Consider the following 26,867-nt stretch of genomic DNA (forward strand, 5'->3'; position numbering starts at 1 on the left):
GACTGACACACCGCCTTCGCGAGCAAGCCCGCTCCCACATTGAACCGCGTCCTCCGAAACAACCCGATCAACTGTGGGAGCGGGCCTGCTCGCGAAGAGGCCATCACTGCCAACAACCCGGCTGACTGACACACCGCCATTGCAAGCCCGCTCCCACATTGAACCGCGTCCTCCTGAACAACCCGATCAACTGTGGGAGCGAGCCTGCTCGCGAAGAGGCCATCACTGCCAACAACCCGGCTGACTGACACACCGCCTTCGCGAGCAAGCCCGCTCCCACACTGACCGCATTATCCTTCACCCATGCCTCCGCCAAGCCGGGGGCTTTTTTTTGGGTACCGGATGGCCCCGAGGGGTGGCTGTCGAAAACAGCGGATCTGACCAACTACAGGTCGGATTCGCGCAAAAAACCTCACTTTGCATCTGTTCGAATGATCTCCAGCGGCCCCCCAGATTGGCGCCTTCTGTAGCTCAAACAATGACAAGGATAAATGACATGCAAATGCCGAAAACCATCCAGATCAAGAACGGCGAACGAGTGACCCCGACGTTCTCCGCTCAGGAATATGCCAACCGCCAGGCCAAACTGCGGGCCCACCTGGCGCAGAACAATATCGATGCGGCTGTCTTCACCTCCTACCACAACATCAACTACTACAGCGATTTCCTGTACTGCTCCTTCGGGCGTCCGTATGCGCTGGTCGTGACCCAGGACAGCGCCGTGACCATCAGCGCCAACATCGATGGCGGCCAACCGTGGCGCCGGACCGTCGGCACGGACAACATCGTCTACACCGACTGGCAGCGCGACAACTACTTCGCCGCGATCCAGCAGGCCTTGCCCAAGGCGGGGCGCATCGGCGTCGAGTTCGATCACCTGAACTTGCTCAACCGCGACAAACTCGCCAATCGCTACCCGCAGACCGAGCTGGTGGATATCGCCGCTCCGTGCATGCGCATGCGCATGATCAAGTCCGCCGAAGAACACGCGATCATTCGTCAGGGCGCGCGTATTGCGGACATCGGCGGTGCCGCCATCGTCGAAGCCTTGCGTGACCAGGTGCCGGAATACGAGGTCGCCCTGCATGCTACCCAGGCGATGGTGCGTGAAATCGCCCGCACGTTCCCGGACTCCGAGCTGATGGACACCTGGACCTGGTTCCAGTCCGGTATCAACACCGATGGTGCCCATAACCCGGTGACGTCGCGCAAGGTCAACAAAGGCGACATCCTCAGCCTCAACTGCTTCCCGATGATCGCCGGCTACTACACGGCACTGGAGCGTACGCTGTTCCTCGACCACTGCTCCGACGAGCATCTGCGCCTGTGGGAGGTCAACGTCAAGGTGCACGAGGCCGGTCTGAAACTGATCAAGCCAGGCATGCGCTGCTCTGATATTGCGCTGCAATTGAACGAGATCTTCCTGGAGCACGACCTGCTGCAGTACCGCACCTTCGGCTACGGTCACTCCTTCGGTACGCTGAGCCATTACTACGGCCGCGAAGCCGGTCTGGAACTGCGCGAAGACATCGACACGGTGCTGGAACCGGGGATGGTGGTGTCCATCGAACCGATGATCATGCTGCCCGAAGGCCGTCCGGGCGCTGGTGGGTATCGTGAACACGACATCCTGATCGTCAACGAACAGGGTGGGGAAAACATCACCAAGTTCCCGTATGGCCCGGAACACAACATCATCAAAAAGTAAGACCTTGCGCCGCACAGTGACCCTGTGCGGCGTTTTACCTTGATCAGTGGCAAAAAATCTTCCCGGTGGCTGAGATGCACCGAAAAAAAACGACGCATGCGCACCCAAGAGCGCGCAGCATCTACTGAGCCTTAACCCTGCCAAGTAAAACAATAGAGGGTTCTGTCATGTCCTACGTCTCGTCTTTTCATCCCGATCACCGCACCGCTGACACCGGAGGTGCGCAATGAGCACCCCAAGCGCCAGCCTGACGCCGACCCTGGCGCAGAAACTTGAACAGACCGCCGAACGCAAGGCCCTGCGGCGTGCCGCCAGTGCCAGTTTCATGGGCAACTTCGTCGAGTGGTTCGACTACGCGGCCTACGGTTACCTGGCTACCGTCATCGCGCTGACGTTTTTCCCGCAAACCGACAAGGCCACCGCGCTGCTGGCGACTTTTGCCGTGTTCGCGCTGTCGTTTATCGTCCGTCCGCTGGGGGGCCTGGTCTGGGGGCACTTCGGTGATAAATACGGGCGACGCAGTGCGCTGTCCTGGTCGATCCTGATCATGTCGGTCTCGACCTTCTGTATCGGCATTCTGCCGACCTACAACCATATCGGCCTGTGGGCACCGGCCTTGTTGCTGCTGATTCGCCTGTTCCAGGGTTTCTCGGCTTCAGGGGAATATGCGGGGGCATCGGCCTTTCTCGCCGAGTATGCGCCCGAAGGGAAACGCGGGTTGTACACCAGCATTGTGCCGGCGAGTACCGCCGCGGGCTTGCTGTTCGGCGCAGTGTTTGTCGCCGGGCTGCACGCGTGGCTGAGTGTCGAGGACCTGCACAGCTGGGGCTGGCGGTTGCCGTTTCTGCTGGCGGCGCCATTCGGGCTGGTGGGGCGCTATATCCGCATGAGCCTGCAGGACACGCCCAAATTCCTGGAGATGGAAAAGCGTCTTGAGGCGAAGGAGGGCGCCACCCATGCGCCGGTGCGTGAATTGCTCACCGTGCACCGGCGCAGCGTGATGATCGGGATTGGCGCGACCTGCCTGAATGCCGTGGCGTTTTACCTGTTGCTCAGCTACATGCCGACCTACCTGTCCACCGAAATGGGCATGAGCGAAAGCGATTCGTTCCTCGCGTCGACGGTGTCGCTGGCGACCTACATCGGGCTGATTTTCCTGATGGGCAAGTTGTCGGACCGATTCGGGCGCAAGACCATGTTGCTGACCGCTTCGGTGTTGTTCCTGCTGCTGACGTTCCCGCTGTTCGGGATGCTGGACCATCAGCCGCTGATGGTGATTCTGATGATCCAGATTGCCTTCGGCGCGATCCTGGCGATGAACGACGGCACCTTGCCGTGCTTCCTCGCCGAGATTTTCCCCACCCGCGTACGCTTCAGCGGCTTTGCCTTCAGCTTCAACATTGCCAACGCGGTGTTTGGTGGCACCGCGCCGTTTATCGCGACCTGGCTGATCCAGCTGACCGGCAACAAAATGGCTCCGGCCTGGTATCTGTTGGCGGCTGCGGCGGTGGCATTGGTTGCCATGCTGGCGAGCCGGGAGACGGCGCACAAGGCGTTGCAGGACTGATATCTTTCAGTGTTCTTGAGTAAGCCTTCGCGAGCAGGCTCGCTCCCACATTGAACCAACTCGGTCAACTGTGGGAGCGAGCCTGCTCGCGAAGAGGCCGGCCCGGCCAACATCCATATTGAATCAATGCAGCGCAGCCACCTGCTTGCGCTCACCAATGGGCGACACACCAAAAAACCGGCTATAGCACTTGGAAAAATGCGCCGGCGAAACGAAGCCGCAGGCGAGGGCGATATCACGCACCTGCGATTCGCTGCGCAGCAATAACTGGCGCGCCCGCGCCAGACGCAATTCCAGGTAGTACTGGCTCGGCGTGCGTTGCAGGTGCTTGTGAAACAGGCGCTCGAGCTGGCGCACCGACACCTCGTTCAACCGCGCAAGCTCCTCAAGACCCACCGGCTCCTCGAGATTGGCTTCCATGATTGCCACCATCTGGCTGAGCTTGGGCTGCGAGGTGCCCAGCTTTTGCCGCAACGGTACACGCTGTTGCTCCTGCGCCCCCCGGATCCGATCACACAACAGCAACTCGGCCGTATGGGCGGCGATATCCCGACCGCCGGGTTCGCGGGCAATCAATTGCAGGGTCATGTCCATGGACGCCACGCCACCGGAGCAGGTGTAGCGATCGCGATCCAGCTCGAACAGCTGGTTGGAAATGATGATGCCCGGGAACCGCTCCTTCAGCGCTTCGATGTCTTCCCAGTGAATCGTGCAGCGATAGCCCTTGAGCAGATCGGCGCGGGCCAACAAGTGACTGCCCGTGCAAATTCCGCCCAGCGGCACCTGATCATGGGCCAGTTTGCGCAGCCAGTTGAGCAGTGGGCGGCTGCTGTGGTTGGAGACGATCGGGTTGGATCCGACGACGAACAGCATGTCCAGTTTTGGTGCATCGCTGATGCTGTGGTCGGGCAGGATGCGCATGCCGTTGCTGGCCGTCACCGGGTCCAGGCTGGCGGCGATGATGACGGTGCGGAACATCGGTTTTCGCGCGGCCAGATTGGCCATGCGCAGGGTTTCCACGGCGGAGGCGAAACCGATGGTGGTGAAGTTGGGGATGACCAGGAAACCCACGGTTTTCACTGGCTGTTGTTCATTCGCCGAGCGTCCTGCGGCGGGTTTCGCCACCTGGAGTTTCGCCATTATTACCGCTCCTCAACTGCATCGTTCTGGTTTTGTAATTGTCAGCCCTGCAAAGGGGGGACTCTGGATTTTACACCCTGTGTCCGTAGGGCATACGCAAAAAACCGGCCAGCTCCGTGGTGGAGAGTGGCCGGAAAGAGGTGATCGTGTAGGAAAAAACCTGTAGGAGCGAGCTTGCTCGCGATGGTCGTGAACGATGACGCGTAAAACCAGATAACCAACGGTGTTCTTGGTTTTTTCGCGAGCGAGCTCGCTCCTACAGGGATCGAGTAGTTACGCGTTTTCGGTTTGAGCCATTTCAACGGTTTGAGCTGTTTTCTTCCTGGAATTGAAGATTGCACCCATGCAGACAATGGACAGTGTCAGCGCACCTGTCGCAATCACCTCCATGCGATGCTGCGGCAGAATCAGCATCACCATCAGGATGCTCAGGATGCAGGCAATCACCAGGTAGCTGAGCCAGGGGAAGAGCCACATCTTGAAGGCGATCGGTTGTCCCGAGGCATTCATCTTTTTGCGCAGTACCAGTTGCGAAACAGCAATGACCAGATAGACCAGCAGCGCAACCGCCCCGGAGCTGGCCAGCAGGAAGGAGAACACCTCATTGGGTGCAAAATAATTCAGCGCCGTGGTCAGAAAACCCACTGCCGTGCTGGCCAGTACCGCGACAAAGGGCACCCCTGAAGACGAGGTCTTCTGCAGAACCCGAGGGCCGTCCCCGCGTTTGCTCAGGGAGTAGACCATGCGCGACGCGGTATAGATGGCCGAGTTCAGGCAGCTGGCGACCGCAATCAACACCACGACATCCACGATCATTTTCGCGTACGGGATGTTCATCAACTCAAGCGCTCGCTGATAGGAGCCGACTTGCACGAGCATGGGGTCGTTCCAGGGGACGATGGAGATGATCAGGAACACTGACACGATGTAGAAAATCCCCATGCGCCAGACCACGGAGTTGGTCGCGCGGGTGATCTGTTTGGAGGGGTTTTTCGATTCGGCCGCGGCGATGGTGACGATTTCCGTGCCCATGAAGCTGAACACGGTGGTGAGCATCGCGCCGATCACCGCTGTCATGCCATTGGGCATGAAGCCGCCGAACTCATGGCTCAATTGCACGACACCACTGACCGTCGTATCCGGCAGTCCGCCCACCAGGGCCAGCGCGCCAAGGGCGATAAAGCCCAGGACCGCGATGACTTTGAGCATGGCGAACCAGAACTCGAACTCGCCGTACCGGGCGACACTGAACAGGTTGGTCAAGGTCAGCAGGCCCGTGACCGCTATCGCAAACTCCCAGGTTTGAATGGAAGGAAACCAGGCGTGCAGGATGGCGGCTGCGGCGATGGCTTCGATCGGAATGACCAGCACCCAGAACCACCAGTACAGCCAGCCGATGGTGAAGCCGGCACTGCGCCCCATCGCCCGCTCGGCGTAGGTCGAAAATGATCCGGTATCAGGCGATGCGACTGCCATCTCTCCCAGCATGCGCATGACCAGGACGACCAGCGTGCCGGAAAAAATATAGGCCAGGATTGCGGCGGGCCCCGCCGAGGCGATGGCGTGGCCGGAACCGATGAACAGGCCGGCGCCAATGGCACCGGCGATGGAGAGCATGGTGACGTGACGCTGCTTGAGGCCTGGGGCCAGATTTGAGCTGCTGGACATGAGACTTACCCTTTTTATTCTATTTGGGGGAGGGTGAAGCGCTAACGGTGGGTGCTTGTTTCGGCACGTCCCTGTGTTCTTTATGTGTCCAGATCAAAAGCCTCGCGCACGGCGGCGCTGATGCCCGAGACACACACTTCGAGAATCAGCTCGCCTTTCTCGCGGCTCGAACCTTTGGGCGATGACAGTGTTCCGCAGGCGGGGGTGCGCTCCGGGATGATCGGGAAGACGTCGTAAGGCGGGAACGTGGCGGGCGGGTGGTCGACCGCGCGGCTCAGGTCGACCTTATCGGGGTGCAGGGCCAGCATCAGGGACGTTTCGAAAATACCGCCATGTTCGATATCCCAGCCGAGGAAGCCGTCGGGGTACAGCTTTGCGATAACGGCGGGGTCGTTGACGAAGTCCCAATAGGACAGCACGACCACCTTGAAGTCGGTGATACCACCGTAGCGAAGCTCTCGCAGGGCCAGGTCGATGCCCTCGACAATGAACATCGAGTTTTCAAAGTGACCGTTCATCATCACCAGTTTGCGCGCGCCGTGGCGCGCCAGTTCGCGGATGATGTCCTGCACGGTGCTGGTCAGCGTGGCGCCATCGAGGCTGGTGGTGCCGGGAAAGTGGTTGCCGCCACCTGATTTCTGCTGGGACTTGTAGCCGTAAGCCAGGGCGGGCAACACCAGGCCGCTGACCTTTTGGGCCACTGCCTTGCAGATCGCGGTTGGCAACAGGACATCGACTTCCATGCACATGTGATGACCGTGCTGCTCCAGTGCACCGACCGGCAGAAAGATCGGGCAGCCGGTGGCGACCTTCTCTGCGTACTCCGGCCAGGTGAGTTCTCCAATTACGACACTGTTGTTCATCGCACACCCTCTGAAATGGATAGACCGCTTGCTGGTTTTAACCGGTGGTTGGGAGCGTTTGCCTTTGTTTGACCGAGCCTTTGGAGGGCTGGAGTCGAAGGGGAGACGTAGTGCAATTCGATCAGATGGGGAGGGGGGCAACTTGTCTAAATCCGACCCGTAATTGACATAACACCTTATGTTTTGGCGTTTCTGTCCGGTTATCGGATGAGTCTTTGGCGTTTTGGCGGGGAAGGGGGCAAAGGGTCGGATCTGGCAACGTTGCAGGATCTCCCTGCAACACGGAGCCACGGTGGGAGCGGGCTCGCTCGCGAAGGTCGCTGACGATAACGCGTGCTGTCTGAATGGACGCGTTGTCCTGGCGATTTTCCCGAGCGAGCCCGCTCCTTTTAGCGATGAGCGTCAGAAATCGAAGAACACGGTTTCCGCTTCGCCTTGCAGGTGAATGTCGAACTGGTAAGCCGGCTTGCCATCCACCGTGCAGCGCCGGGCGATCAGGGATTCACGCCGGTGGGGTTGTTCGATCAGGTTCAGCACCGGATCCACCGCATTCGCCTCCGGCTCGTCGTCGAAATACAACCGCGTCTGCAAGTGAATGTTGATGCCCCGGGCGAACAGCGACACATTGATATGCGCCGCCATGGGCACGCCCGCAGCGTTTTTCACCACGCCAGGCTTCACGGTTTGAACCGTCCATTCCCCGACGTCTGTCGTGGCGGTGCGGCCAAAGCCGTTGAAGGCTTTGTCCAGGTTGTAATCGGTGTCGTAGACGCCTTCGTGATTGGCCTGCCACAGCTCCAGGAACGCATCGCGAATCAGCTGGCCGTTGCCGTCATACACGTGACCTTTCAATAAAATGTGCTCGCCTGGCGCACCAGGCTTGGCCATGACATTCCAGATTTCCTGCTCGCGTGGCGCGTTTCCGGCCGCCTCGAGTGCCAATCCGATATGCACATAGGGGCCGGCCGTTTGCGAGGGGGTTTCAGTCAGCAGTTGAATGGGCATGCGCAAGCCTCCTCAGCGGTTTTCGAAGTGAGTCTTGCGCTGGCCGCGCAGGACGATATCAAAGCGATAAGCCAGGCAATCCATGGGATTGGCCATGCTCATGTCCAGCCTGGCGATCAGGCTCTGCACCGCGTCCGGATTGGCGATCGACTTGACGATCGGGCACATCGGGATGAGCGGATCACCTTCGAAATACAGCTGAGTAATCAAACGCGTGGCAATGGACGGGCCGCTGATGGAGACATGAATATGGGCCGGGCGCCAGTCGTTCGGGCCATTGCGCCATGGGTAAGGACCCGGTTTGACCGTGCGGAAACTGTAGTTGCCGTCGCGGTCAGTCAACGCACGGCCCACGCCGCCGAAATTCGGGTCTAGCGGGGCCAGGTAGCTGTCTTTTTTATGCCGGTAGCGACCACCGGCGTTGGCTTGCCACATTTCCACCAGGGTGTGGGGAATCGGCTTGCCGTATTGGTCGCAGACCCGGCCCGCGACGATGATGCGCTCGCCGACGGGCAGGCCGCCGTGATTGAAGTTCAGCAGCAGGTCGTTGTCGTGCTGGCCCATCTTCAGGTGGGAAAAATCCGGGCCGCTGGTTTCCGATACCGACTGGGGAATGCTCACCAGTGCCTGGCGCGGGGAGCGCAGGATGGACGTCTTGTAGTCAGGTGTCAGGGCTTTTGGATGCCAATTACGGTCACGGATGACGAAGCGGCTGTCTTGCGCATCAGACATGTCGTTCTTCCTGTTTTTATGGTTGGTCAAAGGCAATTGCCCCGTGGGCAGCTGCTTGTGGCTTAGTTTCCTCTTATGCGGCCCGACGTAAAATTGAAAAAAACAGGTTGCAGACATACCCAAATGGTTATGGATACTGGCCTTCACGATACTCTTGCCCGATCTCGCGCAGTGCCTCCACACACCATTGCGCCGCCGGTGTCACCGGCAATACGGGATTGGTGCACAACCCCACAGAACCGCCGGGTTCACGCATTCCCAGCTCCAACTCGACCAATTCGCCTTGCTTCAAGTCCTGTCGGACGGCGTCGAAAGGCGCGACCCAGACTGCCTGACTCGATTGCACGTAGCGCCGGCTCAGGGCGATCGACAGGGTTTCCAGGCATTGGCGTGACGGCGTGATGCCGTGCTGCACAAACAAGCCATCGGCGAATTTTCGGATCGTCGTCCCCGCCAGCGGCAATACCACCGGATAGTCTTCGAGGTGGGTGTGCCCCAGGGGATCGGTGAGCACCGGATGGCCCTTGCGCACGACCAGGGTCATGGACTCGCTGTAGAGATGCTCGAACGACAACCCCTGGATCAGCGGGCTATCGGTCATTCTGCCGACCACGAGGTCCAACTCACCGACACGCAATTGGGACAGCAGATAGGCACTGGGTCCGGTCACGACACTGACCGCCAGTGCGGGATGTCGCTCGTGCAAGCGGCGAACCACTTCAGGGATCAGCAGGCTTTCGACGGTGGACAGCACGCCAAGCCGCACGGCAATGGGCTCATGTACCCCCGAGCGCAAGCTGTTGACCCCTTCGCGCAGCGATTGCACGCAAGGCCCCGCATACCGCAAAAAGGCCACGCCGGCCTCTGTCAGCGTCGAGCCTTTTTTTCCGCGCTCGAACAGTGTGGTCTCAAGCAGTGTTTCCAATTCCTTTAGCGTCTTGGACAGGCCCGGCTGACTGATCGCCAGCTTGTCCGAGGCGCGTGCCAGGCTGCCCTGGCGCGCCACCTCAAGAAAGCACACCAGGTGACGGAATTTGATTCGGGTATCGATGTTCAATCGGGTTCGCTACCTTGGGTGAGCGGGTGTTCGTCCGCTGAATGAGTGAGCGCTGAGGCCTTAGTCTAAGACCGAGTGCCTGTAAATCTGAAACCTGACAGCAATCAAATTGCAGCGGGACTCGATTTGAAGTCCAGGACAGCCGTTCTGCTATCCCAGTGTGGGAGCGAGCCTGCTCGCGAAAAACGTCCAGACAACCCGGGCATTCAGGCGGGGCGCGTTATCGTTGACGACCTTCGCGAGCAGGCTCGCTCCCACATTGAAGGCATTGATTGTTCGCTATTGTGAACAATCAATTCAGTTTTTGGCCGTAGTCACGACCATGACCGCTGCTTACTCTGGAGGTGAAGTTCAATCCACCACCGCAGCGAGACCTGTCATGACCGATGCTAACGACAACAAAGAAATTGCCCAGTACATCCACGGCGTTCACGTCGCCGGCAGTGGTGCGCGCACTCAACCCGTTTACAACCCGGCCACCGGCGCCGTCACTCGCCATGTGCGCCTGGGCAATACCCGGGACGTAGACGCCGCCGTGGCGTCCGCCGAAGCGGCCTTTCCCGCCTGGTCGAACACGCCGCCCATTCGCCGCGCCCGGGTCATGTTCAAGTTTCTGGAGCTGTTGAACCAGCACAAAGACGAACTGGCGCATCTGATCACGGCCGAACATGGCAAGGTCTTCACCGATGCCCAGGGCGAAGTGGCCCGCGGTATCGATATCGTCGAGTTCTCCTGTGGCATTCCGCAGTTGCTCAAGGGCGACTTCTCCGACCAGGTTTCCACCAACATGGATAACTGGACACTGCGCCAGCCTCTGGGCGTGGTGGCCGGTATCACACCGTTCAACTTCCCGGTGATGGTGCCGATGTGGATGTTCCCGGTGGCGATCGCTGCGGGCAACACGTTCATTCTCAAGCCGAGCCCGACGGATCCGAGCGCCAGTCTGTTCATGGCTGACTTGCTGAAACAGGCAGGTCTGCCCGATGGCGTGTTCAACGTGGTGCAAGGCGACAAAGAGGCTGTGGATGCGCTGCTGGTGCACCCGGATGTGAAAGCGGTGTCCTTCGTCGGCTCCACGCCCATCGCCAACTACATCTACGAGACCGGTGCCCGCCATGGCAAACGCGTGCAGGCCCTGGGCGGCGCGAAGAACCACATGGTGGTCATGCCGGACGCAGACGTCGATCAAGTGGTCGACGCACTGATCGGCGCAGGCTACGGATCGGCAGGTGAACGTTGCATGGCGATCTCGGTTGCCGTGCTGGTCGGTGATGTGGCCGACAAGGTCATTCCGAAACTGGTGGAACGAACCAAGGCACTCAAAGTGCTGAACGGCAGCAACCTGGCCGCCGAAATGGGCCCGATCGTCACGCCGGCTGCGCATTCGCGTATCACTGGCTACATCGAAAAGGGCATCCAGGAAGGCGCGCAACTGTTGGTGGACGGCCGCCATTTCAATAGCGCGGACGCCGGTGAAGGTTGCGAGGAAGGCTTCTGGATGGGCGGCACACTGTTCGATCACGTCACCCCGGAGATGACCATCTACAAAGAGGAAATCTTTGGTCCAGTGCTGGCCTGCATGCGCGTGGCCGATTTCGCCACCGCGGTGCAATTGGTCAACGACCATGAATTCGGCAACGGAGTCGCCTGCTTCACCCGCGATGGCAACGTCGCACGTGAGTTCAGCCGTCGTATCCAGGTCGGCATGGTCGGCATCAACGTGCCGATTCCGGTGCCGATGGCCTGGCAGGGCTTTGGCGGTTGGAAAAAGAGCCTGTTTGGCGACATGCATGCCTACGGCGAGGAGGGCGTGCGGTTCTACACCAAGCAAAAATCCATCATGCAACGCTGGCCGGAAAGTATCGGCAAAGGTGCCGAATTCGCGATGCCGACCGCGAAATAGCACCTGTGAACGAGGGTCCAAGCGGGCCCCGGTTTTCCGGCATCGTTGACGGGGTTTGATTGAGGGCCTGATCGCAGGAGAGCAGGGGGGATGCTGCTTTCCTGCGACGGGCGTATTCAGCTTTTGCTTTGTTCATGCCCAGGCGGGAAAATCGGATTTATTGTTTCCATTCGAGAACAGTCAAATCATGCCTAAAGTGGAAGTCGAAAGGCTCTGGACCCATGTGCACTGGCTGGCGATCCTGGCGGAGCAGGGTACCTATACGGCGGCAGCGATCAGATTGGGGGTGAGCAAGTCTGCGGTGAGCCAGCGCATTGTCGAGCTGGAAAAGGCCACGGGGCTGAGCCTGGTATTGCGCACCACGCGCAGTGTGCGGTTGACCGATGCGGGAAATGCGCTGGTACGTGACGTGCGCAGTGCGTATGAGCAAATCGCCCACAGTTTTGCCGATGTCCGGGATTCGGCAGGTGTCGCACGAGGGCTTTTGCGGCTGACCGCTCCGGTAGCCTTTGCCCGCCAGCATTTGATTCCGGTACTTGCCGGATTCCTCAATGAATACCCTGAAGTCAGGGTGCAGCTGGACGTCTCCGATCAGATTTCCTCCATTGCTTCTGAAGGTTTTGATCTCGCTGTCCGGCACAGCAATCAGATCCCGGATACCCATGTCGCCTGGAAACTCTGCGCGACGCATTCCGTGCTGGTTGCCAGCCGCAGCTATCTGCAGAGATTCGGCGATCCGCAACGTCCGGAGGATCTGGTCGACCACAACTGCCTCTATTACCCGCGAGGCAGCGACACGCCGGCCTGGGCCTTCGAAGCCCTCGACCCCTCGCACGTAGTGGAAAAACGGCTGACGGTGCCTATCAAAGGCACCTTCGCCACCAACAACAGCGAAGCGTTGCGCGATGCCGCCCTGGCTGACCTGGGCATTGCGCTGTTGCCCGATTTCAGCGCTCAGGCCGGACTCAAGAGCGGCGCATTGGTCCGGGTGCTACCCATGTGGCGATCGGTAGGCGCCTTCCCTGAGCACATTTATCTGGTGCGACCTTACTCCGCCCATGTGCCCAGGGCCGTCAGCGCTTTTGTCGACTACCTGCGAGGCCGGTTTGCGGCCGGTTTTATCTGATCCTTCACTTGCGCACGTTCTGGTACAGCATCAGCCTTGAGGTTTCATGCAGGCCGCGGGTCAGTTGCACCAGGCGCTTGAACTCTTCAGGGTTCTGCTGCGCCACGTTTTCCAGCGGCGTTGGGGAGGCCAGGTCGTGCAGCGTCGGTGAGCTGCCGTCATGCTCCATCTGCACCATGTAGTGTTGAGTGACGCCCGCGATCAACGGGAACGTGCCTTCGCGCAGCACCAGCGGCACCACCCGTTCACCCTCCGGCGCGGGCTGCTGGATATCACGCCCCAGGCCACTATTGCGGAACTCCAGGCCGGCCATGCCCGCCACAGTTGGCAGCAGGTCCACCAGGCCGACGGCTTCCTTGACGGTCCGCGTGCCGAGCAGGCCCGGTGCGTGGATGATCATGGGCACCGCGTTGCTTTCCAGGCCCAGTTGTTCATAGGCCGGTGCCAGGAACGGGATCTGGGCGATACGGGTGTTATGGTCGCCAAACAGCACGAAAATGGTGTTGTCGTAGTAACCGCCGGCCTTGGCGATGTCCATCAGGCGTCCGATGTTGAAGTCCAGCAAGCGCACGGCGTTGTACTGCTCGACACTGCGCGATCCCGCGGCCTGTACTTCGGCCAGGGTCGGGTGCTTGACCTCGAATCCATCATTGGTCTTGGGAATCGTGAACGGACGATGGTTGCCGGCCGTCTGCACATAGGCAAAGAACGGTTTGTCCTTGGGCAGTGCTTGCAGGATTCTGTCGGTTTCCTTGAACAGGTCCAGGTCGGAAATCCCCCAGACATCCACGACCGGGGATTGCCAGTCGCGCTCTTCGTACAAACGAACACCGTCGATGCTCTGCCGAATCAAGGCGTTCATGTTGGCCCAACCGGAGTTGCCGCCAATGGTGTAGATCTTCTCGTAGCCGGTAAAGGCATTGATCAGTGTGTGTTGCCGGGTGATCAGCGGATTACGCGTCGCGGTTTCCTGGCGCGTGACGTCTGGCACTCCGCTGATGCTGGCCCAAACGGTTTTTGCGGTGCCGGTGACCGGCACATAGAAGTGCTCGAAAAACCAGCTCTGCGTGGCCAGGCGATCGATATTGGGCGTTGGGTTGAGCGGGTTGCCATAGGCCCCGACCGCACTGGTGCCCAGGGACTCAAGCATGACAAACATCACGTTCGGCGGCCGCGAGCCCGATACTTTGTAGGGTTGTGGCGCCTGGTGGCGGACAAAATTCAGGGTGTTCGGATCGGGCTGGTCGACCCCCAGGTACCTGGCCATCACGGCGTAGTGTTCACGCACTTGCCCTTCGTCATAGCGCGATTGACCGACCTTGACCGTGTCATAGAAGAAAATCACCGGGTTCAGGCCCAACGCAGCGATCTGGTTGTTGCCGGAGAAGAAGGCATCGCTCCAGCGCAATGGCACGGGGTTTTCCAGGTTCATGTTTTCGACACGGCCCAAAATCCCCAACAGCACCAGCACGACCATCAACGCGCTACCCCATGTGACGGAGAGCGGGTGAATGGTTTTGCGGGCGCGGTCCAGCGTCACGCGTTCCAGGCGCACAACGGCCAGCGTCACCAGTGCGACCGTTGCCAGCCAACCCAGGGAAATCCAGATCACCGGATAGGTTTGCCAGACCATGTCACGGGATATCTGCGCGTCCTCGATGAAGCGCAGCACAGTGGCATTGATCCTCACGCCCAGGTAGGCGTAATGACCAAAATCAACGATGTAGATCAGCAGCAGGGCGCCCATGGCGGCGGCCACATACACCCGTGACAAGTGGCGAAGCAGACGGCTGCTGACAAGATTCCAGCGCGGAATCCAGGCCAGCAGCGCCAATGGCAGCATGACCAGGATCGCCAGGCGCAGATCGAAACGAAAGCCGATGCCCAGGGTTTCCGGGATTGCATCCTCGCGGCTCAGCGCGCTGGCGTCGAAACCGGAAAACCCGAAAAAAAACACCACCCGCAGCAGTGCAAACAACACGAACGCAATCGCGGTTGCCCCTAGCCAATAATGCAAACGTCTCGATTGCAGCCAGCCCATACCTGTTCCCTTGTTAAAAATGTCGTTGGATCTCAAACGGATCGGGAGTCTTTGTTCAGCCAGCCATACAACCGGCGGACCGTCAGCATCAGCAGTGCCGCGCAGCAATACAGCCCCAGCAGTGGATCAACCAGGTAATCCCAGTAGTTATGCGAAGGTTTTGCCCCGGCGATGAAGGCCAGGGTCGCACTCGCCAGCATCACGACGGCCAGGTAGTTGCGCAGGTAAAACAGGCCAATCGTCAGCAGGGCGACGAAGATCAGCAGCGGGCGAGGACTGAATCCCAGGCGGTAAGGGTCCAGATCACTCAACCCCAGTGTTGCGGGATAGAGCACCAGCGACATCGTGGCGAAGACCAGCAATACGCCGGTCTTGGCAGACTGCGCAGGCGGCAGGAAACCGAGTCGGCGCAAACATCCCCACCCCATGAACACCATTGTGGTGATCGCCAGGTCATCGATGTGGCTGCGCAAGTACGCCGCCAACGACAAGCCATCCACCGGAATAAAGCTGGCTGCCAGCAATGCGAACCACAGCACGATCCGCGCGGAGCGCTTCAAGCCAAAGGACGGCAGCAACAGGAAAATGATCAGGGTGAAGCTGAGATGGGCTTGCCACAGGTTGATCATTTGGAACGCTCAGACAGCCATGCATCGTTGAAGGTGACGTGCTTGATGAAGGTGTTGTTCCAGGAATAAACCAGGTGATACATGCCGTCGGGACTGCGGATGAAGTACGGATATTCGTATTCGAAGCTGCAGCCTTGTGCCTCACAGACCCGGTCGTCGAGGTTGTTGAGGAACTGAGCTTCCAGCGGTTGGCGAAGTGCGCCGCTGGAGCCGCGAAACTCTCTGCCGATGATTTCCTTGTAAGCCTGGGGTGAAAACGTATCGCCCTCTGGATCGGGTGATTTGTCGAGGTCACGCAGCGAGCGCCAGTCGTCCATTTTGGCGTCGGTGCCGTAGAGGCTCAGTTTGAAGCGCCCGTCCTGCAAGTCATTGAGTGCCACCAGCAACCCATGTTCGGGCGTCGCGACGGCCGCCAGCGAGGAGTTCGGATTGGAAGGGTCGAGCGGATAGGGTTCGCTCCAGGTTTGCCCGGCGTCATCAGTGCGGCTCGCCAGCACGCGGTGGTGGGTGTTGCCGGCATATCTCAGCAAGGCGATGCCGCGCTGCCCATCCAGCGGAACGACCGTGGGTTGCAATGAGTTATTGCCGTGGCTGATGCGGAATTTATCGATTACATCACCGTCTGCGCTCAGGTACAGGTACTCGGCAAACTTGCCCAGGAATTCGTGGTAGACCGGCAGGCCGATGGAACCGTCGGCATGAAATACAGGTGCAGAACGAACAAGGGTACTGATGTTCAGGAAGGGTGAGGTGATCAGTTGGCGTGGCTCGGACCATTGCTGGCCATAGTCGTCAGACACCATCACGTTGACCGCGCTCCCCGCCCAGCCGCCCATGGACACGGACACGTAGAACAGCCAGAGGCGGTTGTCCGGTGCCAGCGCTACGACCGGGTTGCCCAGTTTGCGAATGTATTTGCGGGTGCCCTGTTGGGTCGAATCCCGCGTCGCCAATACCTGCTCCGGACCCCATTCGCCGGTTTTCACATCGAAGCGGGCAGAGCGCACCTGTACGTCGGCCGCGCCTTCGCGAGTGCCGGCGAACCAGACGGTCATCAGGCTACCGTCAGGCAAGGCGGTGACCGCCGAGGAATGCACGAAGTCCACCAGCCCGGATGAGGCAAAACGGCTGGTATAGATGGGTTTGGCGACTTGATCGGCCACCGCCCTCACCGGATTCATCAAGGCAAATGAAGAATGCACGGGAGCAGGGTGGGTGAACCATGCGGTCGCAAAAAGGCAAGCAAGGGCAACGTAAGCCCAGACGGCAGGAAGGCAGGGTAGGTGGATGCGCATGATGTGAGGACTGTGCATCTCGTGGCCAGGTCAGGCCGCGTAACCTATCACTTGTAGTTACAAACTCGACTTTTAGCGAGCTATTGCTTTGTAAGCAAATATTTGTAGTGCGTCATTCGACCCTTAAGTTTCGTTGAAATCTATTGCTGATCAATAGCTTGCAGTTTTTTATGACGTCAGACCGTTAATCGCAAACGGCGGATGGCCAGGCGGAAATTTCGGGGTGGGCGGTGTGCCGGATTCGATCAGGGAAGGCACGAATGCCGCGACCCTCGTCATCACAGCAACAACGGCGAATAACTCATTTTTCGGTTTCTGCGACCGATAGTCGTGTTAAAAAATGTTATATCGAAAAAATACTTCACATAATCTGATCATTGGTGGATGATCTGTCCAGCCGGTAAGAACCCTGATAACAAGACAAAGCAGGACTGCCTTGATGGTCGATGAGATCCCGACTCACGTGCTGAACGACAGAGCCCCTCAGCGGGTTTATCCGCTCGGTGCCGGTCCTGCCTGCCGCGTTTCTATCTTCAATGCGGCCGTCGTCTGCACCTTGCAGGCTCAGGCGCAGTCGCTGCTTTCCTCTGGAGTACCCCATGAATAACAAGAATGTCGGTGTCGTCGGTCTGGGCGCGATGGGGCTGGGCATTGCCCGCTCGTTATTGCGCAGCGGTTTCAATGTGCATGCCTGTGATGTGCGAGCTGCCGTAACAGAACAGTTCGCCGGGGAGGGTGGTGTGGCTTGTCCTTCGCCATCGCACATGGCCGCTGAGTGTGACGTGATCATTACCGTGGTGGTCAACGCCGAGCAGACCGAGACGGTATTGTTCGGTGAAGGCGGTGCCGCAGCTGCACTACGGCCGGGCAGCCTTGTGATCGGTTGCGCAACAGTCGCTCCGACTTACGCCGTGGACCTGGGTCAACGCCTGGCCGCGCTGGGCCTGCTGTATCTGGATGCACCGATTTCCGGTGGTGCCGCCAAGGCTGCCGCTGGCGAGATGACCATGATGACTTCGGGCCCGGCCGACGCCTATGCCAAGGCCGAGTCGATCCTGGCCGGCATGGCCGGCAAGGTTTATCGCCTGGGTGACGTCCATGGCCTGGGTTCGAAGGTCAAAATCATCAACCAGCTTCTCGCCGGGGTGCATATTGCCGCCTCTGCCGAAGCCATGGCCCTGGGCCTGCGTGAAGGGGTCGACGCCGATGCCCTGTACGAGGTGATCACCCATAGCGCCGGCAATTCCTGGATGTTCGAAAACCGCGTGCCGCACATTCTCAAAGCTGACTACACGCCGTTGTCCGCAGTGGACATTTTCGTCAAGGACCTGGGACTGGTGCTGGATACCGCCCGGGCCAGCAAATTCCCGCTGCCGCTGTCGGCCACTGCTCACCAGATGTTCATGCAGGCTTCCAGCGCCGGCTTCGGTCGTGAAGACGATTCGGCGGTGATCAAAATTTTCCCGGGCATCGATTTGCCGACTGCCAAGCCCGAGCCCGTTTGAGGAACACCCCATGACTACATCTACCGCACGCCCGCTGCTGGGCTGCATCGCCGATGACTTCACCGGTGCCACGGACCTGGCCAACATGCTGGTGCGCGGCGGTATGCGCACCGTGCAAAGCATCGGGATCCCGAGCGCGGAAGTTGCCGCCGGGCTAGATGCCGATGCGATCGTCATTGCCCTGAAGTCGCGTACCACGCCGGTCGCCGAAGCGATCGAGCAGTCCCTCGCCGCGCTGGCCTGGCTGCGCGACCAAGGCTGCGAGCAGATCTTTTTCAAGTATTGCTCGACGTTCGACTCCACCGCGTCCGGCAATATCGGCCAGGTCAGCGAAGCGCTGCTGGCCGCACTGGATAGCGACTTCACCCTGGCCTGCCCGGCGTTCCCGGAGAATGGCCGGACGATCTTTCGTGGCCACTTGTTCGTGCAGGATCAACTGCTCAGCGAGTCGGGCATGCAACATCACCCGCTGACGCCGATGACCGATGCCAATCTGGTGCGGGTTCTGCAATCGCAGACCCGCCTGAATGTCGGTTTGTTGCGCTACGACACCATTGCTCGCGGCACTGAGCAGGTGAGTGCGCGAATCGCAGAGCTGAGGGCTCAAGGTGTCGGCATGGCAATCGCTGACGCCTTGTCGGACAGCGATCTCTACACCCTGGGTACCGCCTGCGCCGACCTGCCGTTGTTGACCGGTGGTTCGGGGCTGGCATTGGGTTTGCCGGAAAACTTCCGTCGTGCCGGCAAGCTGCGCGACCTCGATGCCTCGAAACTCCCGGCGGTGTCCGGCGGGGAAGTGGTCTTGGCCGGTAGTGCTTCGATCGCCACCAATGGACAAGTGGCCGCCTGGATCGAAGCCGGCCGGCCAGCCTTGCGGATTGATCCACTGGCCCTGGCGGCTGGCGAACCCGTGGTGGCACAAGCCTTGGCCTTTGCTCGCGATAACGAACAAACCGTCTTGATCTACGCCACCAGTTCACCGGAAGAGGTCAAGTCGGTGCAACAGCAACTGGGAGTGGAGCAGGCCGGCAGCCTGGTGGAAAACGCCTTTGGGGAGATTGCACAGGGTCTGCGCCAGAGCGGCGTGCGCCGGTTCGTGGTCGCCGGCGGAGAAACCTCGGGCGCCGTGGTTCAGGCGCTGGGCGTACAACTGCTGCAGATCGGCGCGCAGATCGACCCGGGTGTACCGGCGACCGTCAGCAGCACTGACGAACCTTTGGCGCTGGCACTCAAGTCGGGCAACTTCGGTGGCCGGGATTTCTTCAGCAAAGCCTTGAGCCAACTCGCTGGAGGTGTGCAGTGAGTCACGAAAACGCCCTGCGCGAAGAAATCTGTGAGACAGGCCTCAGCCTTTACCAGCGCGGTTACACCGTCGGCAGCGCCGGCAATATCAGCGCGCGCCTGGACGACGGTTGGTTGATCACCCCGACTGACGTCTGCCTCGGGCGTCTCGATCCGGCGACCATCGCCAAGGTCAACCTGGCCGGTGAATGGGTGTCAGGTGACAAGCCTTCAAAGACCCTGGCACTGCATCGCCAGGTCTACGACCGCAACCCGAGTGTCGGTGGGGTGGTGCATACCCACTCCACCCATCTGGTGGCGTTGACGCTGGCGGGTGTCTGGCAGGCGGACGACATTCTGCCGCCATTGACGCCGTATCAAGTCATGAAAGTCGGGCATATCCCGTTGATTGGCTACCAGCGGCCCGGTTCACCGAAGGTTGCCGAACAGGTCGCCCAACTGGCCAACAGCGTTCGCGGCGTGATGCTTGAACGGCTTGGCCCGGTGGTCTGGGAGAGTTCGGTATCCAGGGCCAGCTACGCCCTGGAAGAGCTTGAAGAAACCGCGCGGCTCTGGCTGATGAGCAATCCCAAGCCCGAACCGCTGGCACAGGCGGCACTGGACGAGCTGCGGGACACCTTCGGTGCGCACTGGTAAAGCGTCGACTTAACGCGACAAATCGATACCGCAAGCCCTGCCCGGGAGGCGCATGACGACTCTCGACGGACGCGGCTTGCCTGCAAAAAACAATAACAACAGGAAGTCCAAGCATGACTCACCTTTACGGCGGCACTTTCAGACCCAGAGGCAGCATCGTTTCCTTTACCCGGCGTGGAGGGTTTCTGAAATGAGCCCGTTAATCCTGATGATGACCGCAGGGGCGGGCATTGCGCTGTTGTTGTTTTTGGTGCTCAAGTACAAGTTCCAACCCTTTGTAGCCTTGATGCTGGTGAGCATTCTGGTGGCGCTGGTGGCCGGGGTGAAACCGGCTGACCTGGTCGCTACCATCGAAGGCGGCATGGGCAAGACCTTGGGCCACATTGCGATCATCATTGCTTTGGGCGCGATGATCGGGCGGATCATCGAACTCTCTGGCGGTGCCGAGGCGCTGGCCAAGACCCTGATTACCCGTTTCGGCAACCGGCGTACGCCCCTGGCGTTGACGATTGCCGGCTTCATCGTCGGGGTGCCGGTGTTCTTCGAGGTGGGCGTGATCATCCTCATGCCACTGGCTTATGGGATTGCCCGGAGCGCCCGCAAGCCGCTGTTGGTGTTCGCGTTACCGATGTGCGCGGCTTTGTTGACCGTACACGCCTTCCTGCCGCCACACCCGGGCGCCGTGGCCGCTGCCAGCCAATTGGGCGCGGACCTGGGGCGCGTGCTGATGTTCGGGCTGCCGATCACCGCGTTTCTTTGCTATGTCGGCTACCGTGTGGCGGGGCGCATGACCCGTCGGGTGTACCCGATGACCGACGATATTCGTGCCGAGGTCTATGGCCCGCATGTCACCAACGAAGACCTGGCCGCCTGGACCAACGGCAACGACACGAACCCCGAGCGCGCGGCAGAAGCCGTATCGCACATGGGCCTGGAGGAGTCCACCAGCAGCATCGTGTCCAAACTGCCGCCGGCACCTGCACCGGGTTTTGGTCTGATCGTCAGCTTGATCCTGCTGCCCATTATTCTGATTCTGCTGGGGACGCTGTCCACCTCGATGCTGCCTGCCGAATCGACTCTGCGCGGCATCATGACGGTGCTGGGCGCGCCGCTGGTGGCCTTGCTGATCGACACCTTGCTGTGTGCCTGGCTGCTGGGTTCGCGTCGGGGCTGGAGCCGCAGCCAGGTATCCGACGTGATCGGTTCGGCCTTGCCCGGTGTGGCCATGGTGATCCTGATCGCCGGTGCCGGCGGAGTGTTCGGCAAGGTGCTGGTGGATACCGGAATCGGTGCGGTGGTCTCCGACATGCTGCGCACCACCGGTCTGCCGGTTCTGGCACTGGGCTTTCTGCTGACCATGCTGTTGCGCGCGGTGCAGGGTTCGACCACGGTGGCGCTGGTGACCACTGCCGGTATCATCAGCCCGCTGATCGTGACCCTCAATCTGACCCCGAACCACATGGCCCTGCTTTGCCTGGCCATGGGCGGCGGGGGGTTGGCCATGTCCCACATCAATGACGCCGGTTACTGGATCTTCACCAAGCTGTCCGGCCTGAACGTGGCCGACGGCTTGCGCACATGGACGGTACTGACCACGTTGCTTGGCACTTTGGGGTTCTGTATTACCCTGTTGATCTGGCCCTTCGTCTGACCTTTTATCCTAGGAGCTACCATGCCTCGTTTTGCTGCCAACCTCAGCATGCTCTACCCGGAACATGAGTTTCTGGATCGTTTCGCCGCCGCGGCCGCCGATGGTTTCGAAGCGGTGGAGTACCTGTTTCCCTATGACTACAGCGCTGAAGAACTCAGGCAACGCTTGAGCGACAACGGCCTGGTGCAGGCACTGTTCAACGCGCCACCCGGTGATTGGGCGGCGGGCGAGCGGGGCATCGTGTCGTTACCAGGGCGCGAGAGTGAATTTCGTAGCGGTTTTGATCGCGCCCTGGAATACGCCGGCGTGCTGGGCAACTCACGCATCCATGTCATGGCTGGCCTGCTGCCCTCAGAGCGCGACCGTACACGGCATCACGGCATTTACCTGGAGAACCTCGCCTACGCCACCGCCCAAGCGGCCAAAGCAGGCATCACCGTCTTGCTCGAACCGATCAATACCCGGGACATGCCGGGCTTTTTCCTCAACCGGCAGGATCAGGCCCAGGCCATCTGCAAGGAGGTCGGCGCCAGTAACCTGAAGGTTCAGTTCGACTGCTACCACTGCCAGATTGTCGAGGGTGACCTGGCCACTAAACTGCGCCGGGACTTCGACGGTATCGGTCATATCCAGATCGCCGGCGTGCCGGACCGGCATGAACCGGACCTGGGAGAGCTCAACTATCCCTATCTGTTCGAACTGATCGATCAGTTGGGCTATGACGGCTGGGTAGGATGCGAGTACCGGCCACGTGGCAACACCTCGGCCGGTTTGCAGTGGTTGCGCGACTGGAAAGCGCGCCAGGCGTAATACGGGAGGGGACGCGGGCTCTGCGGGATGCAAGAGCCCGTTGCTTCAAGCCGAAACAGCGTCAGACGGCAGCAACAGCTCGACACCCTGCTTGCGGATGCCATCGGCAGCGGCAGCGGTCAACGCGTCGTCGCTGAGGATGATGTCGAACTGCTCGAGCCCGGCGATCCTGTACATACTAAATGTGCCGTATTTCGAACTGCTGGCCACCAGCACCACTTGCGAGGCCGATTGCATCGCGGCTTGTTTGACCTCCACCTTCAGTGCCGAAGGCGTGGTGAGGCCGCGACGCAAATCCCAGGAACTGGTCGATATGAAGGCGATATCGGTGACGACCTGACGCAAGGTGGCAACCGCCAGGCCACCCACGCACGATTGATTGGAGTGATCCAGCTGCCCACCGGTATGAATCACCGTGACATGGGGGGCGTCAATCAGTGCCTGGACAATACCGAAGTCGTTCGTCACCACGGTCATGCCGGACAGCGCCTTGATGTAGGGGACGATTTCCAGGGTGCTGGTTCCCGCATCCAGGTAAATCGTCATATCGGCATGCAACAGCCGGGCGGCGAGCTTGGCCATGGCCTGCTTCTGCGGCAATTCGACCACCGCCTTGAGCTGATGGCTGGGTTCACTGTGGAGCTGGCTGGCGATCCGCACCCCACCCGTCACCGAATACGCACGACCTTCCTGCTCCAGCAGCGCGATGTCTCGGCGAATGGTCATGTGCGAACAGTCGAACATTTCCATCAATTGATGAACGCTCAGCACCTGATGCTTGCGCAACTGACGCAGCATCAATTCACGGCGCTGTTCAGGAATCATCGGGGCGCCGCTGTCGGCGGCGATGTCCTTTTGGCTAGGCATTCGGGCTCCAGGGTGAGGGAAACTGACGGTAGAGAAAACGCTTGAACATAGTAGCGAATCTGCGGCTGGATCAGTAGCGCGCCGATGTGACGGAGTCCGGGGAGAAAGGCCGTGCTGTTTCGGTTTCAGACGGCGCGTTGAGCGACCGGTATGGCCGCTCAATTGAAGCTGGCGTTAGAAGAGAATGTAAGCGGATGCCGTTGTTTGATTCAGGTTGATGTTGCCAACCTCCAATACTTCATATTCAGCGCGGACACCGATGTTGCGAAACACATCAACTTCTACACCGGCCCCGTAGGTCAGGTCTACGCCGGTGTCATCATCGCTGGCATTACCGTCAGCGTCCCAGGCATGGGCACCCAAACTGCCGAAAACTCGCACCCGCTCTCCCAATGGAAAGCCGAGATGGGCACTGGCCTGAACTGATTTGCCATCGAAATCGAGACCCTTGTCCTTGAACTGGCCGAGATCAACGAAAGCCCCCTCAAAGGCCAGATAGCCGTTGAGACGATAGCCTGCATAGGCCTTGTAACTGGAGTCCTCATCGCTCAGATGGGACTTGTCGGTTTCAATGTTGCTTACACCGGCGCCTAGATATAAACCTTTGTCATCCGCCAGCGCCTGAACAGACAGCAACGAGAGCAGAGAAACGAAGCCAAGGTTACGAAATAGCATGTGAGGTGGAGTCCTTCTACAGGTTGTCGGTTGTGAGGTGTACACCGAATATTTGAGCAATCGCGAAGATTGATGAAAGTCATTGATTGATATTTATGCAGATGACTCAATCAATGTAATTGTTGATATTCACCGGGCGTTGAAAATATCGCCTGGCCAAGGCATGAATAGGGAGTGCCGGTTCGATGAGAGAACGTCTGGAGTAACCAGTTCCAAATTGACCAATCGCAATACGATGTCCGACCGCTCGAAGCCTATGTAATTGAGTCGCTGCTCCTTTGTGATCCAACAAGGCACTTTCAGTCATTTCAAAGACGATGGCGGAAGCAGGTATGTTGTACGTCGCGATGATGCTGGCCACAAAGTTGGCAAAGGTCGGGTCGAGAAGGTCCTGGGCGGTAAGATCGATGGTGATGTAGAAATCCTTGCAAGCCCAGAGATAGGTGCTGTAATCCTCGGCAACACGACGTATCACCGAGCGCGTTAGTTCGCAGGCCAGTTCGGGCTTCTGTGTCGCCGCGATGGATACATCTGCCGGAGTGGCGACGCCTTTGGAACGCCAGCGAGAATGTGATTCGGCGCCGACCAGAGATCCCTTCCTCAAATCAACAATAGGTTGATAGTGAACGTCCAGTTTGTTCGTTCTGATAGCGTTGCGAAGCCGAACGACGGTAGCGGTGTGACGCCTTAGAGCTCTCCATGAAAGGTAAAGCAGTGCTGCCAACATGAAAGCCAGGGTAATGAACATCTTCAACCTTAGAGCCATTTGGTCACTCGGCTCATGAATTTTATTGAAATACTGCTATGTGAATCCGGAAAATATGATTTGACCCGGTGATGCCTGGCCTGGTTTGCATTTTTAACTATTAATCAACCAGGCTAACGCGACACCACACAAATAGGCGAGAATGCAAAAAAAGACTTTCTGCTTGAGTGGTAGTGAGTTCAACCTATAGCGCATGTTTGTCCCCTTGACTGTGAAGTAAGCGATGCAGGTCGCCAGATTTGTTGCGCTTCGCGGTTTCCGAGGGTGTTTCCCCATAAGCATTCTGGTAAGCCTTGGAAAATCGTCCTAAATGATGAAAGTTCCAATACATTGCGGTTTCGGTAACCGTGGGCCAGGTGTTACGAATCAAATCCCGGCGGACATTGGCGAGTCTTAAGTTTCGAATGTAGGCGATGGGTGAAATTCCGAAAGCGTCCATGAAGCCGAGGTGCAAACTGCGAGTTGTGGTTTCAAGCTGTTTTACCAGTGACTTCATGCTCAGCGTTTTTTTTGTATTCTCATGGATATAGTCCATTGCTTCTAAAGCGATCATTTTTCTTGTCGGAACTTTAAGCGTAGAACGACCAGCTGGTGTCAGCGACTGTAGAAGTGAAATCAATAAGTCACTCTCAAGATCTAGAGTTTCAATGTCGCTGCGCTGTCTTGCGGCGGCGCCATGGGTATCTATAAAGTAAGCGTTGATGGCCTGAACGGCAGATTCCATTTGCTTGAAATTTGCAACCTGAAAGCTGTGGTTCTTTCGGTGGGTCAGCACATCTATAGTTGAATGGCGTTCGAAGCACTGTGCATAGTGTTCTAAAGTCGTCGTTAACGTAAAAAGAGTTTCATTGGGTTCGCAGGTGTAATGCAGAGGTTCGTTGCTGTACAGCACGATGACTTCATTGGGTCGCAACTCACGATTATTAACCGAAGGTCGGCCAATGGGAGCCTGTGAAATGGCCAAGGTTACAAAACCATGAGGGACAGTGCTGACCAGGGTAACCGCTGAGTCGAAATCCAGTCGGCTACATTGGAGGGTGGGGCTATGAATAATTTTATACTGTCGAATGCTTGCCTCATGCTCTTCCGGGATGAGGTTTACTTTCCACTGGCCAATGGTTTGATCGGCTGGGCCCATGGGGGTGGACGTTAAATGAAAGACTTCGTCAGGGGTTATGGTGCTCATGGAATTGAACGCTCTTCAACTAATGGGTAGTGCCAGACAATGTCTTAGACTTTATGTTAATGACTTGGGAGGGAGCTCCAGCATCGCTGAAAAAAGGTACGCATCGCTCTGTGGAAGATCCAGCAGACTTTGAAGTTTGCACGGCGCTATTTTCGAACCGAAAATTGCGGTTTTTTGATTGCCGATGGCCGTAGCATCAAAGGCAAAATATTCATTGGTGCGATAATTTGTGCAAATTTTATAGCTGTAATGTTCATCGCTCAGCTTCTTCTTGTTGCTTTCAATCTGCGCCAGATCGACGCTGTAAAGTTCTTTGTATCCAGCCATGGCCTTGAGAGAAAGCAATACACCAATCGATACGGTTGCAAATTTTTTAAGCAGCATGGGCGAGTTTTCCTTGTGAGTGGCTTTTCAGTCTGAACAGGGTGTCAGTCGCCTCACTGTGTCGGCGGGGCCCGTGAATAGTCTCGCTACCAAAGTGCTTGTTAAAGTCAAAAACTCATATTTTCAATGATCAAGCGACCCGCTGATGACATAACTTTGTCGGGTGCCATGCAACTTTTTGGAATGGTGTGGAGTCGGCTTTGTGCCGGTTAGCAGCAGGCACGCCCTTGAGCGTTATAAAAATTAATTTTTGAAGAGGGAGGGGATTTGATTCAAATCAAAAATTGTTATTTTTGTTTTTATTCGGTTCTGGCGAGCAAGCAGTATCAATCCTTGATGCCTGATTAAAGT

At 58.6% G+C, this 26,867-nt stretch carries 24 protein-coding genes; 10 read left to right on the forward strand and 14 right to left on the reverse strand.

The genetic code is table 11. From position 1 onward, the window contains the following. The first annotated feature begins 496 nt into the window (after window positions 1-496). Complete coding sequence (locus HNQ83_RS17580) at window positions 497-1,708, forward strand: M24 family metallopeptidase (RefSeq protein ID WP_175390102.1); 1,212 nt, start codon at window positions 497-499, stop codon at window positions 1,706-1,708. 226 nt (window positions 1,709-1,934) lie between these two features. Then, window positions 1,935-3,275 carry an MFS transporter gene (locus HNQ83_RS17585; protein WP_175390103.1) on the forward strand — a complete coding sequence of 447 codons (1,341 nt, stop codon included), beginning with the start codon at window positions 1,935-1,937 and terminating at the stop codon, window positions 3,273-3,275. Between the two features lie 123 nt (window positions 3,276-3,398). Here HNQ83_RS17585 and HNQ83_RS17590 read toward each other — a convergent pair whose 3' ends face one another. The 6 genes from HNQ83_RS17590 to pcaQ all read right to left on the reverse strand — a co-directional run bounded on the left by HNQ83_RS17590 (window position 3,399) and on the right by pcaQ (window position 9,740). After that, a complete protein-coding gene (locus tag HNQ83_RS17590; protein ID WP_175390104.1) occupies window positions 3,399-4,415 on the reverse strand; it encodes a GlxA family transcriptional regulator in 1,017 nt (338 codons plus the stop codon). Between the two features lie 273 nt (window positions 4,416-4,688). After that, window positions 4,689-6,083, reverse strand: coding sequence for a GABA permease (gene gabP, locus HNQ83_RS17595; protein WP_175390105.1), 1,395 nt, complete (start codon window positions 6,081-6,083; stop codon window positions 4,689-4,691). A gap of 80 nt (window positions 6,084-6,163) precedes the next feature. Further along, window positions 6,164-6,946, reverse strand: a complete 783-nt coding sequence (locus HNQ83_RS17600) for a creatininase (RefSeq protein WP_175390106.1) — start codon at window positions 6,944-6,946, stop codon at window positions 6,164-6,166. Between the two features lie 402 nt (window positions 6,947-7,348). Continuing rightward, window positions 7,349-7,951 carry a protocatechuate 3,4-dioxygenase subunit alpha gene (gene pcaG / locus HNQ83_RS17605; protein WP_175390107.1) on the reverse strand — a complete coding sequence of 201 codons (603 nt, stop codon included), beginning with the start codon at window positions 7,949-7,951 and terminating at the stop codon, window positions 7,349-7,351. 12 nt (window positions 7,952-7,963) lie between these two features. Next, window positions 7,964-8,683 carry a protocatechuate 3,4-dioxygenase subunit beta gene (pcaH, locus tag HNQ83_RS17610; RefSeq protein WP_175390108.1) on the reverse strand — a complete coding sequence of 240 codons (720 nt, stop codon included), beginning with the start codon at window positions 8,681-8,683 and terminating at the stop codon, window positions 7,964-7,966. A 127-nt stretch (window positions 8,684-8,810) separates the two neighbouring features. After that, on the reverse strand, window positions 8,811-9,740 hold the full coding sequence (gene pcaQ / locus HNQ83_RS17615) for a pca operon transcription factor PcaQ (RefSeq protein WP_175390109.1): 930 nt from the start codon (window positions 9,738-9,740) through the stop codon (window positions 8,811-8,813). A 379-nt stretch (window positions 9,741-10,119) separates the two neighbouring features. Here pcaQ and HNQ83_RS17620 point away from each other — a divergent pair, with 379 nt between their 5' ends. Both HNQ83_RS17620 and HNQ83_RS17625 read left to right on the forward strand, forming a co-directional pair. Next, window positions 10,120-11,643 (forward strand): CoA-acylating methylmalonate-semialdehyde dehydrogenase, encoded by a 1,524-nt coding sequence (locus tag HNQ83_RS17620; protein ID WP_175390110.1) that lies wholly within the window; start codon window positions 10,120-10,122, stop codon window positions 11,641-11,643. Between the two features lie 187 nt (window positions 11,644-11,830). Beyond that, on the forward strand, window positions 11,831-12,769 hold the full coding sequence (locus HNQ83_RS17625) for a LysR family transcriptional regulator (protein WP_175390111.1): 939 nt from the start codon (window positions 11,831-11,833) through the stop codon (window positions 12,767-12,769). A gap of 4 nt (window positions 12,770-12,773) precedes the next feature. On the opposite strand, the gene HNQ83_RS17630 is transcribed toward HNQ83_RS17625, so the two are convergent. The 3 genes from HNQ83_RS17630 to HNQ83_RS17640 are packed head-to-tail and all read right to left on the reverse strand — an operon-like array spanning window position 12,774 to window position 16,734. Further along, a complete protein-coding gene (locus HNQ83_RS17630; protein WP_175390112.1) occupies window positions 12,774-14,810 on the reverse strand; it encodes an LTA synthase family protein in 2,037 nt (678 codons plus the stop codon). A 32-nt stretch (window positions 14,811-14,842) separates the two neighbouring features. Beyond that, window positions 14,843-15,439: a hypothetical protein gene (locus tag HNQ83_RS17635; RefSeq protein WP_175390113.1), complete on the reverse strand. Its 597-nt coding sequence runs from the start codon at window positions 15,437-15,439 to the stop codon at window positions 14,843-14,845. Beyond that, the gene (locus tag HNQ83_RS17640; protein WP_175390114.1) at window positions 15,436-16,734 is read right to left on the reverse strand and encodes an exo-alpha-sialidase; all 1,299 of its coding nucleotides are present in this window, start codon (window positions 16,732-16,734) and stop codon (window positions 15,436-15,438) included. Before HNQ83_RS17640 ends, HNQ83_RS17635 begins: the two co-directional genes overlap by 4 nt. Before the next feature lie 439 nt (window positions 16,735-17,173). On the opposite strand from HNQ83_RS17640, the gene HNQ83_RS17645 reads away from it, so the two are divergent. The 6 genes from HNQ83_RS17645 to otnI all read left to right on the forward strand — a co-directional run bounded on the left by HNQ83_RS17645 (window position 17,174) and on the right by otnI (window position 22,638). Next, window positions 17,174-17,341, forward strand: coding sequence for a hypothetical protein (locus HNQ83_RS17645; protein ID WP_175390115.1), 168 nt, complete (start codon window positions 17,174-17,176; stop codon window positions 17,339-17,341). Further along, window positions 17,334-18,239, forward strand: a complete 906-nt coding sequence (gene ltnD / locus HNQ83_RS17650; protein WP_175390116.1) for an L-threonate dehydrogenase — start codon at window positions 17,334-17,336, stop codon at window positions 18,237-18,239. Before HNQ83_RS17645 ends, ltnD begins: the two co-directional genes overlap by 8 nt. Before the next feature lie 10 nt (window positions 18,240-18,249). Continuing rightward, on the forward strand, window positions 18,250-19,542 hold the full coding sequence (gene otnK / locus HNQ83_RS17655) for a 3-oxo-tetronate kinase (protein ID WP_175390117.1): 1,293 nt from the start codon (window positions 18,250-18,252) through the stop codon (window positions 19,540-19,542). Beyond that, the gene (locus HNQ83_RS17660) at window positions 19,539-20,177 is read left to right on the forward strand and encodes an aldolase (RefSeq protein WP_175390118.1); all 639 of its coding nucleotides are present in this window, start codon (window positions 19,539-19,541) and stop codon (window positions 20,175-20,177) included. The genes otnK and HNQ83_RS17660 overlap by 4 nt, the downstream gene beginning before the upstream one ends. A gap of 190 nt (window positions 20,178-20,367) precedes the next feature. Next, window positions 20,368-21,828: an SLC13 family permease gene (locus tag HNQ83_RS17665; protein ID WP_175390119.1), complete on the forward strand. Its 1,461-nt coding sequence runs from the start codon at window positions 20,368-20,370 to the stop codon at window positions 21,826-21,828. Between the two features lie 21 nt (window positions 21,829-21,849). Continuing rightward, complete coding sequence (gene otnI / locus HNQ83_RS17670) at window positions 21,850-22,638, forward strand: 2-oxo-tetronate isomerase (protein WP_175390120.1); 789 nt, start codon at window positions 21,850-21,852, stop codon at window positions 22,636-22,638. Window positions 22,639-22,683: 45 nt separating this feature from the next. On the opposite strand, the gene HNQ83_RS17675 is transcribed toward otnI, so the two are convergent. From HNQ83_RS17675 to HNQ83_RS17695, 5 genes are all read right to left on the reverse strand, one after another. Continuing rightward, complete coding sequence (locus HNQ83_RS17675) at window positions 22,684-23,505, reverse strand: DeoR/GlpR family DNA-binding transcription regulator (RefSeq protein WP_175390121.1); 822 nt, start codon at window positions 23,503-23,505, stop codon at window positions 22,684-22,686. Window positions 23,506-23,679: 174 nt separating this feature from the next. Next, window positions 23,680-24,180: an outer membrane beta-barrel protein gene (locus HNQ83_RS17680; protein ID WP_175390122.1), complete on the reverse strand. Its 501-nt coding sequence runs from the start codon at window positions 24,178-24,180 to the stop codon at window positions 23,680-23,682. 106 nt (window positions 24,181-24,286) lie between these two features. Next, window positions 24,287-24,928, reverse strand: coding sequence for an EAL domain-containing protein (locus HNQ83_RS17685; RefSeq protein WP_256669045.1), 642 nt, complete (start codon window positions 24,926-24,928; stop codon window positions 24,287-24,289). 202 nt (window positions 24,929-25,130) lie between these two features. Continuing rightward, window positions 25,131-26,132 (reverse strand): helix-turn-helix domain-containing protein, encoded by a 1,002-nt coding sequence (locus HNQ83_RS17690; RefSeq protein ID WP_175390124.1) that lies wholly within the window; start codon window positions 26,130-26,132, stop codon window positions 25,131-25,133. A gap of 51 nt (window positions 26,133-26,183) precedes the next feature. Continuing rightward, on the reverse strand, window positions 26,184-26,516 hold the full coding sequence (locus HNQ83_RS17695; RefSeq protein ID WP_175390125.1) for a hypothetical protein: 333 nt from the start codon (window positions 26,514-26,516) through the stop codon (window positions 26,184-26,186). Window positions 26,517-26,867: the final 351 nt, after the last annotated feature.

It is taken from the genome of Pseudomonas sp. C2B4 (assembly GCF_013359695.1).
Classification (GTDB): Bacteria; Pseudomonadota; Gammaproteobacteria; order Pseudomonadales; family Pseudomonadaceae; genus Aquipseudomonas.

Excerpts from the sequence above, each read along its gene's own strand:
- HNQ83_RS17685 (WP_256669045.1), bottom strand. The coding sequence starts at position 24,928 with ATGTTCATTACCCTGGCTTTCATGTTGGCAGCACTGCTTTACCTTTCA.
- HNQ83_RS17635 (WP_175390113.1), bottom strand. The coding sequence starts at position 15,439 with ATGATCAACCTGTGGCAAGCCCATCTCAGCTTCACCCTGATCATTTTC.
- HNQ83_RS17585 (WP_175390103.1), top strand. The coding sequence starts at position 1,935 with ATGAGCACCCCAAGCGCCAGCCTGACGCCGACCCTGGCGCAGAAACTT.
- HNQ83_RS17620 (WP_175390110.1), top strand. The coding sequence starts at position 10,120 with ATGACCGATGCTAACGACAACAAAGAAATTGCCCAGTACATCCACGGC.
- HNQ83_RS17630 (WP_175390112.1), bottom strand. The coding sequence starts at position 14,810 with ATGGGCTGGCTGCAATCGAGACGTTTGCATTATTGGCTAGGGGCAACC.
- HNQ83_RS17640 (WP_175390114.1), bottom strand. The coding sequence starts at position 16,734 with ATGCGCATCCACCTACCCTGCCTTCCTGCCGTCTGGGCTTACGTTGCC.
- HNQ83_RS17680 (WP_175390122.1), bottom strand. The coding sequence starts at position 24,180 with ATGCTATTTCGTAACCTTGGCTTCGTTTCTCTGCTCTCGTTGCTGTCT.
- ltnD (WP_175390116.1), top strand. The coding sequence starts at position 17,334 with ATGAATAACAAGAATGTCGGTGTCGTCGGTCTGGGCGCGATGGGGCTG.
- HNQ83_RS17625 (WP_175390111.1), top strand. The coding sequence starts at position 11,831 with ATGCCTAAAGTGGAAGTCGAAAGGCTCTGGACCCATGTGCACTGGCTG.
- otnK (WP_175390117.1), top strand. The coding sequence starts at position 18,250 with ATGACTACATCTACCGCACGCCCGCTGCTGGGCTGCATCGCCGATGAC.
- HNQ83_RS17665 (WP_175390119.1), top strand. The coding sequence starts at position 20,368 with ATGAGCCCGTTAATCCTGATGATGACCGCAGGGGCGGGCATTGCGCTG.
- HNQ83_RS17690 (WP_175390124.1), bottom strand. The coding sequence starts at position 26,132 with ATGAGCACCATAACCCCTGACGAAGTCTTTCATTTAACGTCCACCCCC.
- HNQ83_RS17645 (WP_175390115.1), top strand. The coding sequence starts at position 17,174 with ATGGTCGATGAGATCCCGACTCACGTGCTGAACGACAGAGCCCCTCAG.
- HNQ83_RS17695 (WP_175390125.1), bottom strand. The coding sequence starts at position 26,516 with ATGCTGCTTAAAAAATTTGCAACCGTATCGATTGGTGTATTGCTTTCT.
- pcaG (WP_175390107.1), bottom strand. The coding sequence starts at position 7,951 with ATGCCCATTCAACTGCTGACTGAAACCCCCTCGCAAACGGCCGGCCCC.
- HNQ83_RS17600 (WP_175390106.1), bottom strand. The coding sequence starts at position 6,946 with ATGAACAACAGTGTCGTAATTGGAGAACTCACCTGGCCGGAGTACGCA.
- pcaH (WP_175390108.1), bottom strand. The coding sequence starts at position 8,683 with ATGTCTGATGCGCAAGACAGCCGCTTCGTCATCCGTGACCGTAATTGG.
- HNQ83_RS17675 (WP_175390121.1), bottom strand. The coding sequence starts at position 23,505 with ATGCCTAGCCAAAAGGACATCGCCGCCGACAGCGGCGCCCCGATGATT.
- HNQ83_RS17580 (WP_175390102.1), top strand. The coding sequence starts at position 497 with ATGCAAATGCCGAAAACCATCCAGATCAAGAACGGCGAACGAGTGACC.
- otnI (WP_175390120.1), top strand. The coding sequence starts at position 21,850 with ATGCCTCGTTTTGCTGCCAACCTCAGCATGCTCTACCCGGAACATGAG.
- HNQ83_RS17590 (WP_175390104.1), bottom strand. The coding sequence starts at position 4,415 with ATGGCGAAACTCCAGGTGGCGAAACCCGCCGCAGGACGCTCGGCGAAT.
- gabP (WP_175390105.1), bottom strand. The coding sequence starts at position 6,083 with ATGTCCAGCAGCTCAAATCTGGCCCCAGGCCTCAAGCAGCGTCACGTC.